At 64.0% G+C, this 17,588-nt stretch carries 8 protein-coding genes and 2 rRNA genes; 5 read left to right on the forward strand and 5 right to left on the reverse strand.

The genetic code is table 11. The annotated features are described in order from the left end of the window. The 5 genes from BH683_RS23580 to BH683_RS23600 all read left to right on the forward strand — a co-directional run bounded on the left by BH683_RS23580 (position 1) and on the right by BH683_RS23600 (position 8,921). Positions 1 to 3,140, forward strand: a 23S ribosomal RNA gene (locus tag BH683_RS23580). A gap of 118 nt (positions 3,141 to 3,258) precedes the next feature. Beyond that, positions 3,259 to 3,375, forward strand: a 5S ribosomal RNA gene (gene rrf, locus BH683_RS23585). A 161-nt stretch (positions 3,376 to 3,536) separates the two neighbouring features. Further along, on the forward strand, positions 3,537 to 4,997 hold the full coding sequence (locus tag BH683_RS23590; RefSeq protein ID WP_084838736.1) for an MFS transporter: 1,461 nt from the start codon (positions 3,537 to 3,539) through the stop codon (positions 4,995 to 4,997). A gap of 77 nt (positions 4,998 to 5,074) precedes the next feature. Beyond that, positions 5,075 to 5,494 carry a hypothetical protein gene (locus tag BH683_RS23595; RefSeq protein ID WP_084838737.1) on the forward strand — a complete coding sequence of 140 codons (420 nt, stop codon included), beginning with the start codon at positions 5,075 to 5,077 and terminating at the stop codon, positions 5,492 to 5,494. Between the two features lie 67 nt (positions 5,495 to 5,561). Continuing rightward, complete coding sequence (locus BH683_RS23600; RefSeq protein WP_084838738.1) at positions 5,562 to 8,921, forward strand: DEAD/DEAH box helicase; 3,360 nt, start codon at positions 5,562 to 5,564, stop codon at positions 8,919 to 8,921. 9 nt (positions 8,922 to 8,930) lie between these two features. Here BH683_RS23600 and BH683_RS23605 read toward each other — a convergent pair whose 3' ends face one another. The 5 genes from BH683_RS23605 to BH683_RS23625 are packed head-to-tail and all read right to left on the reverse strand — an operon-like array spanning position 8,931 to position 17,414. Next, positions 8,931 to 9,674: a TetR/AcrR family transcriptional regulator gene (locus BH683_RS23605; RefSeq protein ID WP_084838969.1), complete on the reverse strand. Its 744-nt coding sequence runs from the start codon at positions 9,672 to 9,674 to the stop codon at positions 8,931 to 8,933. Between the two features lie 19 nt (positions 9,675 to 9,693). Further along, the gene (locus tag BH683_RS23610; protein WP_084838739.1) at positions 9,694 to 11,265 is read right to left on the reverse strand and encodes an FAD-dependent monooxygenase; all 1,572 of its coding nucleotides are present in this window, start codon (positions 11,263 to 11,265) and stop codon (positions 9,694 to 9,696) included. A 16-nt stretch (positions 11,266 to 11,281) separates the two neighbouring features. Further along, complete coding sequence (locus BH683_RS23615) at positions 11,282 to 12,955, reverse strand: AMP-binding protein (RefSeq protein WP_084838740.1); 1,674 nt, start codon at positions 12,953 to 12,955, stop codon at positions 11,282 to 11,284. Further along, positions 12,952 to 15,273, reverse strand: coding sequence for a hydantoinase B/oxoprolinase family protein (locus BH683_RS23620; RefSeq protein ID WP_084838741.1), 2,322 nt, complete (start codon positions 15,271 to 15,273; stop codon positions 12,952 to 12,954). Before BH683_RS23620 ends, BH683_RS23615 begins: the two co-directional genes overlap by 4 nt. Positions 15,274 to 15,305: 32 nt before the next feature. Further along, on the reverse strand, positions 15,306 to 17,414 hold the full coding sequence (locus tag BH683_RS23625) for a hydantoinase/oxoprolinase family protein (RefSeq protein WP_084838970.1): 2,109 nt from the start codon (positions 17,412 to 17,414) through the stop codon (positions 15,306 to 15,308). Positions 17,415 to 17,588: the final 174 nt, after the last annotated feature.

A 17,588-nucleotide genomic window follows, 5' to 3' on the forward strand; every position in this document is an offset into this window, starting at 1 on the left:
TTGTAAGTGTGTAAGAGCGTACGGTGGATGCCTTGGCACCAGGAGCCGATGAAGGACGTAGGAGGCTGCGATAAGCCTCGGGGAGCTGTCAACCGAGCTGTGATCCGAGGGTGTCCGAATGGGGAAACCCAGCACGAGTGATGTCGTGTTACCCACCTGTGAATATATAGCGGGTGTGGAGGGAACGTGGGGAAGTGAAACATCTCAGTACCTACAGGAAGAGAAAACAATAGTGATTCCGTGAGTAGTGGCGAGCGAAAGCGGATGAGGCTAAACCATGCATATGTGATACCCGGCAGGGGTTGTGTGTGTGGGGTTGTGGGATCTATTTTGTCCATTCTGCCGGATGGGCCGACAGTGAGAAATCAGTGTGTTAGTCGAAGTGGTCTGGAACGGCCTGTCGTAGAGGGTGAGAGTCCCGTAGACGAAAACATGTTGACTGTTGTAGTAGACACCCAAGTAGCAGCGGGCCCGTGAAATCTGCTGTGAATCTGTCGGGACCACCCGATAAGCCTGAATACTCCCTGGTGACCGATAGCGGACTAGTACCGTGAGGGAAAGGTGAAAAGTACCCCGGGAGGGGAGTGAAATAGTACCTGAAACCGTGCGCTTACAATCCGTCAAAGCCTGCGAGCCATTTGGTTGGCTGTGGGTGATGGCGTGCCTTTTGAAGAATGAGCCTGCGAGTTAGTGCTCGGTGGCGAGGTTAACCCGTGTGGGGTAGCCGTAGCGAAAGCGAGTCCGAATAGGGCGGTGGAGTCGCCGGGTCTAGACCCGAAGCGGAGTGATCTACCCATGGCCAGGTTGAAGCGACGGTAAGACGTCGTGGAGGACCGAACCCACTTCAGTTGAAAATGGAGGGGATGAGCTGTGGGTAGGGGTGAAAGGCCAATCAAACTCCGTGATAGCTGGTTCTCCCCGAAATGCATTTAGGTGCAGCGTCGCATGTTTCTCACTGGAGGTAGAGCTACTGGATGGCCGATGGGCCCTACAAGGTTACTGACGTCAGCCAAACTCCGAATGCCGGTGAGTGAGAGTGCGGCAGTGAGACTGCGGGCGATAAGGTTCGTAGTCGAGAGGGAAACAGCCCAGATCGCCGGCTAAGGCCCCTAAGCGTGTACTAAGTGGAAAAGGATGTGGGGTCGCGAAGACAACCAGGAGGTTGGCTTAGAAGCAGCCACCCTTGAAAGAGTGCGTAATAGCTCACTGGTCAAGTGATCCTGCGCCGACAATGTAGCGGGGCTCAAGTACACCGCCGAAGCCGCGGCACTCACACAAGACATTCTCTTCATCCTGCGGGGTGTTGAGCAGTGGTGTGGGTGGGTAGGGGAGCGTCCTGCATCCCTGGAAGCCACAGAGTGATCTAGTGGTGGAGGGTGTGGGAGTGAGAATGCAGGCATGAGTAGCGAAAGAACAGTGAGAAACTGTTCCGCCGAATGACCAAGGGTTCCTGGGCCAGGCTAATCCGCCCAGGGTGAGTCGGGACCTAAGGCGAGGCCGACAGGCGTAGTCGATGGACAACGGGTTGATATTCCCGTACCCGTGTAGTCGCGCCCGTGATGAATCAGCTGTACTAACCGCCCTGAATGTTCCTTAGCCGCCTTCGGGTGGCCCTGGGACTGGATGCGCGGGACCTTGGTTGGTAGTAGTCAAGCGATGGGGTGACGCAGGAAGGTAGTGGGGCCAGTCAGTGGTTGTACTGGTGTAAGCCTGTAGGGCGTGTTCTAGGCAAATCCGGAACACATATAAGCCTGAGAGGTGATGCGTAGCCGAATGAGGCGAATTCCATGATCCTATGCTGCCGAGAAAAGCCTCTAGCGAGTGGCGACACGGCCCGTACCCCAAACCAACACAGGTGGTCAGGTAGAGAATACTAAGGCGATCGAGAGAACTGTGGTTAAGGAACTCGGCAAAATGCCCCCGTAACTTCGGGAGAAGGGGGACCACGTCTGGTGATCCGATTTACTCGGTGAGCTGGGTGTGGTCGCAGAGACCAGAGAGAAGCGACTGTTTACTAAAAACACAGGTCCGTGCGAAGTCGTAAGACGATGTATACGGACTGACGCCTGCCCGGTGCTGGAAGGTTAAGAGGACCGGTTAACACCTTTGGGTGTGAAGCTGAGAATTTAAGCCCCAGTAAACGGCGGTGGTAACTATAACCATCCTAAGGTAGCGAAATTCCTTGTCGGGTAAGTTCCGACCTGCACGAATGGCGTAACGACTTCTCTGCTGTCTCAACCACAGACTCGGCGAAATTGCAGTACGAGTAAAGATGCTCGTTACGCGCGGCAGGACGAAAAGACCCCGGGACCTTCACTATAGCTTGGTATTGGTGTTCGGTTCGGTTTGTGTAGGATAGGTGGGAGACTGTGAAGCATGCACGCCAGTGTGTGTGGAGTCGTTGTTGAAATACCACTCTGATCGTATTGGATATCTAACCTCGGACCATGATCTGGTTCAGGGACAGTGCCTGGTGGGTAGTTTAACTGGGGCGGTTGCCTCCTAAAATGTAACGGAGGCGCCCAAAGGTTCCCTCAGCCTGGTTGGCAATCAGGTGTTGAGTGTAAGTGCACAAGGGAGCTTGACTGTGAGACGTACATGTCGAGCAGGGACGAAAGTCGGGACTAGTGATCCGGCACCGGCAAGTGGAAGCGGTGTCGCTCAACGGATAAAAGGTACCCCGGGGATAACAGGCTGATCTTCCCCAAGAGTCCATATCGACGGGATGGTTTGGCACCTCGATGTCGGCTCGTCGCATCCTGGGGCTGGAGTAGGTCCCAAGGGTTGGGCTGTTCGCCCATTAAAGCGGCACGCGAGCTGGGTTTAGAACGTCGTGAGACAGTTCGGTCTCTATCCGCCGCGCGCGTAAGAAACTTGAGGAAACCTGTCCCTAGTACGAGAGGACCGGGACGGACGAACCTCTGGTGTGCCAGTTGTCCTACCAAGGGCACTGCTGGTTAGCTACGTTCGGAAGGGATAACCGCTGAAAGCATCTAAGCGGGAAGCCTGTTCCAAGATGAGGTTTCTCACCACCTTCGCGTGGTTAAGGCCCCCCACAGACCATGGGGTAGATAGGCCAGAACTGGAAGTCGGGTAACCGATGCAGGTGACTGGTACTAATCGGCCGAGGACTTACAACCAAAACAAGTAATGAAACTTTTGTTTCGCATCCACTGTGCAATATCTGAAACAACACACAAACAACACAATGATCAGCACTAATCACTTGTGGTTTGTGTGATGGTTGTTTCATAGAGTTACGGCGGCTATAGCGGTGGGGAAACGCCCGGTCCCATTCCGAACCCGGAAGCTAAGCCCACCAGCGCCAATGGTACTGCACCCTAATCAGTGTGGGAGAGTAGGACACCGCCGAACACAATTTGCGAATACCCCGTATCCGGAGTCTCACGACTTCGAATACGGGGTATTTTGCTATGTGTCTGTCGCTGCTGACAGCCCGCGACAGCTCATGGCAGATCTATGTAAGGCCCCACTCCTAGCGTCAGAGACATCAACGCGAGCTAGGAGTCCTCGATATGTCCATGACCAAGACTGCGACCGCTACACCGTCGCGCACCTATACCTCCCTCGCTGCGGCGTGGATCCCACTTGCCGCGCTGTGTCTGGCGTTCTTCGTCGAGATGGTCGACAACACACTCCTGTCGATCGCGCTGCCGACCATCGGCCGCGACCTCGGCAGCGGCACCACGGCCCTGCAATGGGTTACCGGTGCCTATTCACTCACCTTCGGTGGCCTGCTGCTGACCGCCGGCTCGATCGCTGACAGATTCGGTCGCCGACGGGTACTGCTGATCGGGTTGGGAGTGTTCGGCACCCTGAGCCTGCTCGTGGTGGCCGTGACCACGACCGGCGAACTCATCGCCTTGCGCGCTGCACTCGGAGTCGCCGCTGCAGCCATGGCCCCGATCACGAACTCACTGGTATTTCGGCTTTTCGATGACAAGACCCTGCGCATGCGAGCCATGACGTTGATGATCGTCGTCGGGATGTCTGGATTCGTCCTCGGCCCGGTGCTCGGTGGCACGGTTCTGACCCATGTGAGCTGGGAATGGCTGCTGGTCGTCAACGCGCCCATCGCCCTGATTGCCGGCGTCGGGGTCTGGTTCGGTGTCTCGCCCGACCGACGCGACGGCCTCACCAACGACCGTCTCGACCTGCCCGGCGCATTCCTGAGCATCAGTGCCATTGGCCTGGCCTGCTGGTCGCTGACCAGTGGTGTCCTGCACGGCTGGCTCTCCCCAGTGACGGTGGCATCTATCGTCGGCGCCCTCGCTGCCGGCGCTGCGTTCATCTGGCACGAACGTCGCAGCGCTGCACCCATGCTCGACCTTCGCCTGTTCTCCGTCGGCACGGTCAGAGGCGCCACCATTGCCCAGATCGGGACGTCGATCGCGATGGCGAGCGTGATGTTCGGGTTGATCCTGCACTTCCAGTACGCCTACGGCTGGAGCCCGATGAAGGCCGGTCTGGCCAACCTGCCCATCATCGTCACCATGATCGCGGCGACCCCGCTCTCGGAGTGGCTGGGAGCCCGGTTCGGCCATCGGATCGCCTGCCTGGTCGGCGCGGCCTGCCTCGGTGGTTCCTTGCTCGGTCTGTCGTGGGGCGTCGAGCACGGATACCTGGCAATCGCGATCTGCCTGGTGGTGATGACGATCGGCCTGCGCACCGTCATGACGATCTGTGCGGTGGCACTTGTCGAGGCGATGCCGGCCAACCGCACGTCGATCGGAACAGCCCTGAACGACACCGCACAGGAAGTCGGCACCAGCGTCGGTACCGCGGTGGTCGGCACTCTCATCGCGGCACTGGTGACCACCCAGCTACCCGTTGGCGCCTGGAGCAGCAGCCTGATCGATTCGTTCTTCCAGGGCGAACGCATCACCTACGCGATCCTCGGGGTCGTCGTCGGACTGGTCGCCGCCGCCGGCGCGCTCATGCTCACCAACTCGCGCACTACGGAGGAGGCCCACTGACGTCTGATACCACCGGTCTGCACCTAACCGTTTCGCGGTGTGGTCTAGTACTTGTGCACCGACAGTGGGGGATACGAATGCAGATGCGTACGAGGTTCTTGGTCGTGATGGTTGCGGTCCTGGCCCCTTTGATCGTCACCGGGCCGGGTACCGCCGCAGCGGAACCCGTCCGCGCCGCCGAGGGGTACGGGTTCCGTCTCGATCCCTTGACCACCAAACTGTTCGCCACCGACCCAGCGCGTGCTCTCGCCGATCTGGCGCACAGCCGATCGCTGTCTGCGCCGTACGGGCTCGAAGGCCAGAACTTCTGGCTCGCGACCGAATTGGCACAGCGGGCGGCGCGTCATCCTCAGGGTTGTGTGGAGTTCCACGTGCGCACCTCCGCCGACCGATCCACGTGGTCCGCCGTCGGGAGGCCGCTCAACCCCTGCCCTTGGGTCGTGCCGTCCATGTGGCGGGAAGCACCTACGCCGATCGGCGGCTGGAGCCGGGGATAGTCCCCGCTTGTCCCCGCCGACAACCACCATCGGCAGAGTGAACTTCGCAAGCAGATAGGCTCGGTCAGTGTTTTCCAGCTGGGCCCATTCGATCACCGCGGAGCGGCTCGCACCTACGTTCGGTGCCAACGTCGTCACGCGGGGCGAGGAGTGGCTCCGCGACGGGTCGGTCACCGACCTCGCCTGGGAAGGCGGATCGGTCCAGGAACTCAGCGGAACCTGCGTGGGGCCGGACGGAGACAGAAACGACGTCACGATCTCGTTTGCCTCGGTAGGCGAGAGGTGGTCCATTGGGCGCGCCATCTGCACCTGCCCGGTCAGGATGTGGTGTAAGCACGGCGCGGCCCTGCTGCTCACCGCCGCGCAACCGGCGGATGAGGATCGGACGAGTTCTCCGTCGTGGGAGTCGGTTGCGACATCGATCATTTCCGAGTCCGCCCCCGGACAGTCCGGGAAAGCGCTGGCTCTGCTGGTCAGCGTCGACCAACCCGCCCCTCGTTCCGACGACGGCCCGTCGATACGCCTGCTGCCGGTCACGGTCGATGACGACGGCATGTGGGTGCGGACTGGTATCTCGTGGCGGGTAGTCGGTGGCCCGGACGTTCACGGCGAGTTCGATGCCGGCCAATTCCGGGCTTTGCAGCGCTTGGCTCAGACCGACGACGGGTTACTCGGCTCCAGCCCTCACAGTCATCTCGACCTGACCAAAGCTCCCGCGGCGATCTGGTCTGCGCTCGAGGATGTGCTGGCTGCGGGCATCCCGCTGATCGCTGATACGTCGTCCCTCGCCGACCACGTCGCGATCGCTAAGCGTGCTGTGCTCGGCCTGGACATCGGGCCGAGTGAGACCCCCGCGTCGGCGTCGCTCAAGGCGCACATGATCGTCGACGACGAAGCCTGGAACCTCGCCGACACCCATCTGTTCGGCGCTCCGACCGCTCATGGGGTGTTCCGGGTGGTCGACCGCGTGCTGACCCTGGCCCCGTTCGATCCGGTGCCCCCCAACTCCCTGCTGCAGATGGCCAGGAGCAAGCTGACATCCCAGATTCCCGTCGCCGACGCCGACCACTTCATGAACGACGTGCTGCCGCGGTTGCAGGCATCGGTCCCGGTACGGGTGGCCCCCGGTCTGTTCGAACCGCCGGACATCAGCGGTCCGACACCGGTGCTGATCGTGACAACCTCGGACGAGGGGGCGCGGGTGCACTGGTCCGTCCGCTACAGCGTCAACGGTGAACCCCGGGACTCCGATCCGTCGAAGCGGATACCGTCGGGCAGCCACCGCAGCAAGAGCGCCGAAGGTGCTGTGTGGCAACAGATCGACGACGTGCTGCGTGCCGTGGTCGCCTCCTCCGACACCTGGCCGCAGCAGGCGCGCGACGCCCTTGACGCGGTCCCGACGGCGTCGATGACACAGCCCATGATCAAGGAGTTCCACGCCCTACGTGCTGCCGAAGGCGTCGACGAGGCCTTGGCAGCCGCGTCGCTGCGCACACTGTGGGCGGGCGTGACGCTCTCGGAGGTGGAGGCCGCCCGCTTCTACGTCGAGGTGTTGCCGCAGATCGTCGAACGCGACGACATCATCGTCGAGCTGTCCGAGGAGCTCGCCGGATATCGCCGGGCGGATTCCGCTGCGCAACTGCAGTTCTCGGCCCCCGACGCACAGACCGTGGGCAACGACTGGTTCGATCTGCGGATCACCGTCACCGTCGACGGCGAGCAGGTTCCGCTGGCAGCGTTGATCAGAGAGCTGACCGCCGGCGCGACGTACATGCTCCTTCCGTCCGGAACCTACTTCGCCCTCGACACCCCGGAGTTGACCCGGCTTGTCGAACTCCTGGCGGAGGGGCGGGCCCTCGGCGAGTTGGACGGGGACCAGGCCAAGGCGAGCTCGTTCAACGTCCCACTCTGGGAGGAGCTACTCGAACTCGGCATCGTCGACGATCAAACACGGGCGTGGCAGCAGAATCTGGCCCGATTGCGGTCCGCGCGGCCTCCCGTCGCGGTCGAGCCGCCGGAGATGTTGCACGCCGAGGTGCGTCCGTATCAGCTCGACGGACTCAACTGGCTGACCTTTCTGTGGGACAACGGCTTGGGCGGCATCCTCGCCGACGACATGGGCCTGGGGAAGACCCTGCAGACGCTGGCTCTCATCGGACGGATCCGCGAGGCCGGCGAGTCGACCAAGCCCTTCCTGGTGGTCGCGCCCACCAGCGTCATCGCCAACTGGCTGGCCGAGTGCGAGAAGTTCACCCCGGATCTGACGGCGGTCGCGGTGACGGCGTCCGAGGCGAAGAGCCGCGGGTCGCTGCAGGAGCGGATCGCCGGTGCTGACATAGTCATCACGTCGTATACGTTGCTGCGCATCGATTTCCCCGTGTTCGACGATGTCGAGTGGGGTGGGTTGATCCTTGACGAGGCGCAGTTCGTCAAGAACCACAAGGCGAAAGCGCACCAATGTGCCCGGCGGTTGTCGACGCCGTTCAAGCTGGCGATCACCGGTACTCCGATGGAGAACAACCTGATGGAACTGTGGTCGCTGCTGTCGATCACAGCGCCGGGGCTGTTCGCCAAGCCCAAGCAGTTCACCGAATTCTTCCGGCGACCGATCGAGAGCGGCGCCCACCCCGAACGGTTGGCGACGCTTCGCCGTCGTATCAAGCCGGTGATGCTGCGGCGCACCAAGGATCAGGTCGCCACCGACCTACCGCCGAAGCAGGAACAGGTGGTCCCGGTGACGTTGATCGACAAGCACCAGAAGATCTACGACACCCGACTGGCCCGCGAGCGTCAGAAAGTCCTTGGTCTGTTGGGGGATTGGGAGCGCAACCGCTTCGAGATCTTCCGTTCGCTGACGATGCTGCGGCAGTTGAGCCTGCACGCCGGACTGGTGGATCCGACGAAGCGGGATGTGCCGTCCGCCAAGGTCGAGTTCCTCGAGGAGCATCTGCCGGAGTTGATTGCCGAGGGACACAGTGCACTGGTCTTCAGCCAGTTCACCGGTTTCCTGGCGATCATCCGTGAACACCTGGACGCGGCGCAGATCCCCTACAGCTACCTCGACGGGTCGATGACCGCGCGCCAGCGCACCGAGGCCATCATGGCGTTCTCGGCCGGCACCACGAAGGTATTCCTGATCAGCCTCAAGGCCGGCGGCTTCGGTCTCAACCTGACCGAGGCCGACTACGTGTACGTCTGCGATCCCTGGTGGAACCCAGCCGCCGAAGCCCAGGCCGTCGACCGCGCCCATCGCATCGGCCAGACCCGGCCTGTCACCGTGTACCGGCTGGTGTCGGCGGGAACCATCGAGGAGAAAGTCGTTGCGTTGCAGGATCGTAAACGTGAACTGTTCTCGGCCGTCATGGACGAGGGCGAGATGTTCGGCAGTGCGATCGGTGTCGATGACATCCGCGAGTTGCTCGGGTAGTTTCCAGGGTCAATCCGGGCGAATCTGGTCGTCAGACCCCAACGACTGTTCGAGATAGTCCAGTTGCTGCCGCATCTGCGCGATGATCCGGCCGGGCCCGGGTTCGGCACCGTCGGCGCGCGGATCGGCCACAGCACTGACGGCCATGTCTGCCAGTTGCTGGGCAACCTCGCGATCGTTGTCGGAGTCACCGGGGTGATGCCACCACGCGATCCAGTTCAGCATGCCGATGATGCCGAGAGCGGCGACCCGCGGATCGGCAGGGCGGAAGACCCCGGCCGCGATGCCCTCGTTCATCGCTGTGGTGAACTCCTTCAGCACCCGGCGCCGGCTCTGCCGGTAGGTCTCGGCCAGGGCTTCCGGTAGCTCCGCCTCGGAGCGGATGAGTAGCCGGAAACGGTCCTGCGTCTGGGTTTGGTGCAGGGCGATCGAGGTCGCCATCTCCCGGATCTTCGCCTCGGGGTCGAGGTCCGTGCGCTGGTTGATCTCATGCAGCAGCACCGCCGGCTCCTCGGCGATCTCACTGACCAGCCGCGCGAACAGCTCGTCCTTGTTCTTGACGTAGTGGTACATCGCCGGACGCGTCAGACCGGTGGCGTCGGCGATGTCCTGCAATGTGGTGCTGGCCAGCCCCTTTTCGGCAAACAGCCGGGTGGCCTGCTCCATGATCTCGCGTTCCACCAGCTCACGGCGCGGGTTGGTGCGGGCAGCCTTGGTGGTCGACGGTGTCTCGTCCGACGTCGACTTGGTCATGAGCGAACAATAGTGGGCATCACACCGTTGCCGTGCGAGCATCGTCGCGTGCGCCGCCGATCACCGCGTCGTCGACGATGCTCACCAGGTCTGTCCGCAGGCTGGCCAGCCCCGCGCTCAGGTCGCTGCGGTACGTCTCCGGAGCTTCCACCACGACGACGCGACCGGCGTGGCGGACCCGCTCGCCGAAGTCCAGGCGGGTGAGCACCGCGTCGCGATGCGGCGCACCCGTCAGCCACACGAGGGTCTCGGTGGGCAGGGCGGCGAGCAAGGCGTCGGCGGGCTCACCCCAGGCCGACTCCAGGTCGACGTCGACGACCGCAGCCTCCATCCGCAGAGCGTCGTCAGCCATCCGGGTCGCAGCAGTGAGGCCCTCGCGATGCAGTGGACGACTCAGCACCCACTCGTTGATGTCGTGATCGGGTACGTCGTCGGGGCGTACATCTGCGTAGTCGGCGAGTCCGCGCCGCGCGACGTCGGGCGCCGACTCCGCAAACCGCTTGAGGCTCACCTTCCCGGCCCGGGTCATGTACGCGACCATCAGCTGGTCGACGGGGATGTCCGTGCGTTGCGGGAACGATTCCCACCACAACTCGCTGCGCGTGGCAATCGACTGCAGGTACTCGACGCCCGGCCGGCGCGCGGCCTCGTAGGCCGGCAGTGCATCCTCCAACGACGACGCGTCGCGCACTTCGCGGTCCAGAGCGATGGCATCTTCCATCGCCAGTTTGGTGCCCGATCCGATCGAGTAGTGCGCGGTGTGTGCCGCATCGCCGAGCAGGACGACGTTGCCCGCGTGCCAGCGTTCGCAGGTGACCGTCCGGAACCGCAGCCACCGGGTGCGATTGCCGATCAGAGGGTGGCCACCGAGGGTGTCGACGAACGCATCCTGGAGGTACTTCAGTGACACCTCGTCGCTGTCGGACGGGGCGGTGTTGTCGGTGGTGACATCGAAACCGGCATTGCGCCAGGTGGTCTCGTCGGTTTCGATGAGGAAGGTGCTGCGGTCCGCGGCGTAGGGATACGCGTGAGCGACAAAAGTGCCGTGCTCGGTGGCGACCGGGGTGAAGATGGCGCTCGGAAGCGCGAAATCTGTGGCGCACCAGAGGTACAGGCCCTTGCCGGTACTGATATGGGGGCGGAACTCGTCGGCCAGCTCGGTGCGGGTCGCGCTACCCACGCCGTCGGCGGCGATGATCAGGTCGGCGTCGATGTCGGCGACGGACCGTCGCCGTCCGAACTCGAGGGTGACCCCGGCAGCGTTCGCGTGCTGCTGCAACACCTCCAAGAGGGTGGTGCGGGCGATGGCCAACAGATCGCCGTGCGAGAGTCGCGCGACGGCATCGCCGACCTGCATTGACATCTCATGGTGATACGCGGCGTCCACGATCGCGTCGAGCGAGGCGGGGTCGGCCTCGCGCAGATTGCGTTGCGTTCGTGATGCCAGCCCGACACCGAACCCGAATGTGGTGTCGGGGGAGCCCTGTTCGTACACGGTGACGTCGGCGTCGGGATGGCTGCGTTTGAGGAGCCGGGCGGCGTAGAGGCCGCCGGGGCCTCCACCGAGCACAGCGATGCGCTGCAGTTTCATCGAATTGTCCTCACTGTCAGGAAGTGGAATCGGCGAGCTTGGCGGCGACGTCGGCGCGCAGCTGCTTCTTGTCGATCTTTCCCACGTTGGTTTGCGGTAGGGCCGCGAGCCATTCGAGGCGCTCGGGCCACTTGAACTTCGCGACGCCGAGGCCGTCGAGATGCGCCTGTACGTCCGCCATCGACACCGGATTGCCATCGGCCGCAATGACGTACGCGCAGGTCTTCTCGCCCAGCCGAGGATCGGGCATCGCCACCACCGCGGCGTTCGCGATGTTCGGATGCTGGACGAGCAGCAGCTCGATCTCCTCGGCGTTGATCTTCTCGCCTCCGCGGTTGATCAGGTCCTTGATCCGGCCTTCGATCGACAAGTATCGGACGCCGTCGATCACGGCGATCTTCGCGAGATCGCCGGTGCGGTAGAACCCGTCGGACGTGAATGCGGTCCGGTTGTGTTCGGGCGCATCGAAGTAGCCGGGGATCGTATACGGCCCGCGACAGGACAATTCACCCACCGATCCGTCGGCGAGCTCGGACTCTCCACCGGGCTCGAGGATGCGGATCTCGTCGTCGGCGGCCACGGGTGTACCGACCGTCGTCGCCCGGGCCTCGGCCGGGGCGTCGAGCGGGGTGACCGTGAACAGCCCTTCGGACATCCCGAACAGCTGACCAGCCCGACGGCCGTCATCGGCCCGAGCGAACAGCTCCGGGCTCGGCTTCGCCCCGGACAGCACCACATTTCTCAGGAACTCACTCGGTGCGTCGAAGTCCGGTCCCGTCACCGCGCCGTAGTGCCCATGCCCGATCAGCACGTCGGTGGCCCGCTCCCGAGCCATCAACGCGAAAGCGCTGGGCGCGTCCGGAGTTGCGAGTACCAGGCACGCACCCACGGCGTGGGAGGCGTGCAGGGCACAGGAGACGCCGGCGTTGTGGATCAGCGGGATCAGGTGCGCTACGCGGGTCTCCTCGCTCCAGTCGAGGCGTTCGGCATAGAGCCGGGCGTTGTCCCAGTACTCGACGTGTCGGCGCGGAATCACCTTCGGCACACCAGTGGTCCCGCCCGACAGCTGGAACGTGCACACATCGAGCGGGTCGATCGCGGCTTGGATCTGCTCGACCAGCTCCCACGCGGTGCCCGCAGGAATGTCGGCCCCGAGTGTCTCGATCGCATTCGGACCACTGCCGACACCGACCGTCAGCACGGTTCGCATCGTCGGATGCCCCTCGGCCTGCTGCCGGGCGAACGACACCAGGTCGAACGAGAGCCCCGCCTCGACGACGTGCCCGACCGCACCCACTGCCCGACTGATGTGACCGATCTCGTGGCCTCGGTGGGCGGCAAGCGTCGCGACCGGCACGAGGCCGGCCTTGAGGCAGCCGTACCAGGCAAGCACCGTCTCGATGCGGTTCGTCACCTGGAACAACACCGGGTCTCCGGGTTCGAGACCGAGATCGGCCAGCCCGGCGGCGATCTGGTCGGTCCGCCGACCGAGCTCGGCGTAGGTCAGTGAGCTGGTGTCGGTCACGACCGCAACCCGGTCGGGGAAATGATTGACGGTGTCCTGGAACCGATCTGCGATCGGGCGGTCGGTCCAGGCCCCGGACCGCCGGTACTGGGCGGCCCGGTCCTCGGGGTAGTCGACCAGCCGGGCTCCCCAGCGGGAGCGGCCGGACGTCGTCGCGACGGTCACGTGCCTGCCACCGCCGGGAGCAGTTGGGTCAACTCCGCGACATGGTCGGGGTGGTCGGCCGGAACGATGCCCGAGTAGATCGCGGTCCAGCAACCGGGGCAGCACTGCTGCCGGAACACGACCGGTGTGTCGACGTATTCGGCGGGATCGGACGTGACCTGCGGTCCTGCGGCGCTCGTCGGACCCTCATACCGGGCCAGGGAGAGCTTCCCGGACTTGGTGTCGCCGAGGAGACGCCCGCAGTGAGCGCAGCCGACGACGCGAGCGTCGCCGATGTTCACTTCGACCAGATTGTCGTCCAGGCGGCGAGCCTGTGTCAGATCGAGAGTTGCCTCTTGGCTGGCCGGGACCTCTGACCTTGTTCGTCGCTCGTCTTTCGCAGCAGTGCGGCGCTCTTCGGTGGCTGCGACATCGACGTCGCCATCCTTCACGACTACTCCGTAATTGGTGGCCGCGCCGTCGAGGGTGACCTTGCCGTTGCGGACATCGAGCGCGACGGACTCGGGGTCGCGGCGCAGGGGATCGCCGTACCCGCCGCCGCCCTGCCAGTGCATGTACAGCACTTCGCCTGGTGCGAGGTAACTTTCGGCGTAACAGGCGCCGATCTCCTTGTTCTCGCCGAGGTCGTCGAGGGACCCGGGAATGGTTCCGCCGGCCAGCAGTTCTTCGATGCCTGAGTTGCGGGCCAGGATCTCCAGACCGGTGTTGCCCGGTTGTCCGCCGGCCAGTCCGGAGTTCTGCGCCACGGCTTTACCCGCGGACGCGAAGATCAGACCCATCGGCAGACTCGTTCCGTACGGGGTGACGGCCAGCGATGCACTGACGCCGCCGCGATGGCGCCCGGGGCCGCCCGAGTCCGGTTCTTCCTTGCGCCACAACGTGAGCAGGGGATAGAGGAACTCGGTCATCTCGGTGTCGGGGATGCGGCCCATGGGAATACAGAACAGCCCGCCGGTGTCCATGCCGTCGGCGACCGGCCGGCCGCCATAACCGCCGCTCATGGGTTCCATCATGATGTTGAGGAACGGCACGGGCTGTTCGCCGCGCTCGTCGAGTCCGGCAACGACGGCTGTGTCCCAGGTGCCGCAGCACGACGCCATGACGTTCTTGCCGAGTTCGATGTGCCGGTCCAGCATCTGGGCCAGACATTCGGCGACCAGGTTGCCGGTCAGCCATGCCGGCCCGATCGGACCGCGACTCACTGCGGCGGGGAAGGTGGCGTTGTTGATCGTCCCCTCTTCGGCGATGAGATCGAAGCAGCGCATCAAACCACCGGCCGACCAGGGGATGTCGCCCGCGAGGATCGGCAGGATCGCCAACATCACCCCGCCGCGCATGCCGGCGTACGTGCAGTTGATGACGCCGGTCTGTGGGTCGGTGCCGGTGAAGTCGAACGTCAGGTGGTTGTCCTGCTTGGTCATGGCCAGGGTGATCTTGTGGATCTCTCGGTCGCCGACGCTGGACTGGTCCTGGTAGCCGGTGGCGTGCCAGGTGCCGTCGGGTAGGTCGGTCAGCATGGCGCGCAAGCGGCTTTCGGCGTCGGTCATCATGCGCTTCATGACGGCTTTGACGGTGTCGGCGCCGTACTGTTCGATGACCGCGAGCATCCGGTCGCGGCCGACGCTGTTGGCGCCGATCTTGGCGCGCAGGTCCAGGCCCACGAGCATGGGGACGCGGGAGCGGCGGACCCAGACATCGGCGACGTCGCGCTGCAGCTGAAAATCCCGGACCACTTTGATCGGTGGTGTCGGAAGAGATTCAGAGAAGACGTCTTTCGCAGCCGGATCAAACGACCCGAGCCCGGAACCGCCGAGGTCGGGTTCGTGGCAGATGGCGCTGGTCCACGCGAACAGCTTGCCGTCGTGGAACACCGGCTGGTAGACGATGACGTCGCTCTGATGCAGTCCGCCGCCGACCCAGGGGTCGTTGCACAGAAACATGTCGCCCTCGGAGATGCCGGGGTTGTCCGAGCGGTGCTGCAGGGTCCAGTAGATCGCCAGGTCGACGGCACCGACCAGCATCGTGTTGTAAAGCCCGACCTGAACTTCCTGTCCGAGTTCGTCACTCACGGCGAAGTCGAAGTCGTTGGCATCGGTGACGATCGGCGAGCCGGACATCCGTTTGAGGGCGTCGCCCATCTCGTCGGTGACCGACCACAGGCGGTGGCGGATGACCTCGTAGGTCAGGGGATCGAGATTGTCGATCTGCTCCTGGGTGACGGTGTGGATCGGCAGGGACGGTGGAAGCGATCGGGCGAGGGCGTCGACGTCGACGGGTCGGCTGGAGAAGACTTCCGAGCCGGGGATCGGTGCGGTCATGTGAAATGCTCCTGTGACTTCGGGCTGTGGGGCTAGGTCGGGTCGACGGTGATGGTGAGGTTGCCGAGGCGATCGATCTCGCCCGTGGTGCCGTGCGGCACAACAACCGTGGTGGTGGGGACCTCGATGATCGCCGGCCCCTTCAACATGTGTCCGGCGCGCAGACCCGAGTAGTCGTAGATGTCGGTGTCGACGTAGCCCTGGCGGCCATCGAGGCACACTTTGCGGACGCCGACGTGGGCGGCGCTTGCGTCCTTCGACGCGGCGACTTCCAGTTCGGGCAGCTCGGGCGTGAACGGCAGGACGCCGGTGCCGCGGACGCGGTAGGTGATCGCCTGGATGCCGGCCTCGCGGAAGCCGCTGCCCTGGCCGTACAGCTCGGCGTAGCGGTTCTCGAATGTCTCTGCTGCTGCAGCGACTTCGGTCGACGTCAGCGAACCCGACGGGAAAGGCGTCGCCACCTCGGCCAGCTGCATGGCGTACCGCATGTCGATCTCCCGCTCGAGGACAACTGAGCTGAACGTGAGGCCCTGCCGGTCGAGCTGTTCGCGAACCTGCTCTTCGAGCACCTTGAAGTTCTGCTCCACCCGCGCCGGGTCGAGCGGCAGCGCCGCCGGATCCGAGAGCTCTTTGGCGAGCACGATGTCGGACGACGCGAGGCCGTACGCGGAGAACGCTGATGCGACCTGACCGAGGGGGACGACGACCTGCGAGACACCGATCTCCTGGGCGTAGGCGCCGCAGTGCGCGGGACCGGAACCGCCGAAGGCGTAGACGATGAAGTTGCGGGGGTCGTGTCCCGCCTCGACGACCGTCTTGCGCAGCAGGTCACCGGTCTGGGCGTTCTGCACCGCGTAGATCGCCGCAGCCGCATCTTCGATCGACAGTCCGAGGGGTTCGGCGATCTTGGTGCGGATGGCTTCTCGCGCGAGTTGAAGGTCGAGTGCTTTGCGGCCACCGAGGAGTCCACGTTCGGGGAGGATGCCGAGGACGAGGTTGGCGTCGGTGTTGGTCGGCTCGGTGCCGCCCTGGCCGTAGCACGCGGGACCGGGGACGGCCTGCGCACTGTGCGGACCGATCTGCAGATTGCCGCCGGCGTCGATCCAGGCGATGGCACCGCCGCCCGCGCCGATCGCGTGGACTTCCAGCGTCGGCACGTTGATCGGGTGGTGGTTGATGACGGTGCTCGAAGAACGGACCGGTTCGCCGTCGACGATCATGCCGACGAGGAAGGTGGTGCCGCCGGCGTCGGTGGCGATGATGTTGCTGTGCCCCAGCTGGCGGCCCAGGGACACCGACCCGACCACGCCGCCGGTGAGCACCGACCCGACCGTGGAGATCGCGTTGCCCGGAGCTTCCGATGCCGCGACCGCGCCACCGTTGCTCTGCATGACCAGCAGCGGGCCGGCGAGTTTGTGCTCGCGCAGGGTGCCTTCGAGTTGGCCGAGGTAGTCACGCAGACCGGGGCCGATCTGAGTGCTCATGATTGTTGTTGCGTTGCGGGCGAACTCGCGGATGCGGGGGCTGACCTCGCTGGAGAGGGCGACGAAGACGGTCGGGTCGATCTCGTGGACTAGGTCGCGGATGCGTTGTTCATGCGCGGGATTGCGGAACGACCAAAGCAACGACACGGCGATGGCGGTGATGCCGTCGGCGAGCAGGGTCTTGACGGTGGCGCGCACCTCGTCCTCGTCGAGCGCGACGACGACCCGGCCGTCGCGGTCGACGCGCTCGGTGACCTCGAGCGCGTGGCGCTTGTGTACCAGGCCGTGAGACTTGCTCTGCGCCATGACGTTCTGCAACTGCTCCGGCGAGCGGCCCAGGTATCGGCCCTCGACGTTCATGATGTAGATCGAGTCGCGGTGGCCCTTGGTGGTCAAGAATCCGACGTCGGGAACGTTGCCCATCACGAGCGCGTTGAGCGACGACGTGGTGCCGTGCGCGATGTGGTGGGTGTTTGCCAGCATTTCGTCGAGCGGCTGGCCCAACTGGTCTGCCAGCACCTGGAGGACGTCCATGACGCCCTGCGAATAGTCGGGCGGTGTCGACGGTGACTTACCGCCGATCAGCAGGCCGTCCCCATCGTCGAGGACGGCATCGGTGAACGTCCCGCCGACGTCCACTCCGATCACGTATGCCATGGCCACATTCTCCTTCGGTTACCGCGCAAGCTCTCATTTACGTCGATGTTGAGTATTCGACGCTAATGGTGGCATGTCAAGCGGATTTTGTGAGCCGCACCACTGACCATCGTGCCTGCGGCGACATTTGTCCAGCTCAGCGCGCTGCCACGCGCAGCTTGACGAATCACCATT

This window comes from Williamsia sp. 1138 (assembly GCF_002095435.2).
Taxonomy (GTDB): domain Bacteria; phylum Actinomycetota; class Actinomycetes; order Mycobacteriales; family Mycobacteriaceae; genus Williamsia.

Coding starts and splice junctions, on each gene's coding strand:
- BH683_RS23620 (WP_084838741.1), bottom strand. CDS start 15,273: ATGACCGCACCGATCCCCGGCTCGGAAGTCTTCTCCAGCCGACCCGTC.
- BH683_RS23625 (WP_084838970.1), bottom strand. CDS start 17,414: ATGGCATACGTGATCGGAGTGGACGTCGGCGGGACGTTCACCGATGCC.
- BH683_RS23595 (WP_084838737.1), top strand. CDS start 5,075: ATGCAGATGCGTACGAGGTTCTTGGTCGTGATGGTTGCGGTCCTGGCC.
- BH683_RS23610 (WP_084838739.1), bottom strand. CDS start 11,265: ATGAAACTGCAGCGCATCGCTGTGCTCGGTGGAGGCCCCGGCGGCCTC.
- BH683_RS23590 (WP_084838736.1), top strand. CDS start 3,537: ATGTCCATGACCAAGACTGCGACCGCTACACCGTCGCGCACCTATACC.
- BH683_RS23605 (WP_084838969.1), bottom strand. CDS start 9,674: ATGACCAAGTCGACGTCGGACGAGACACCGTCGACCACCAAGGCTGCC.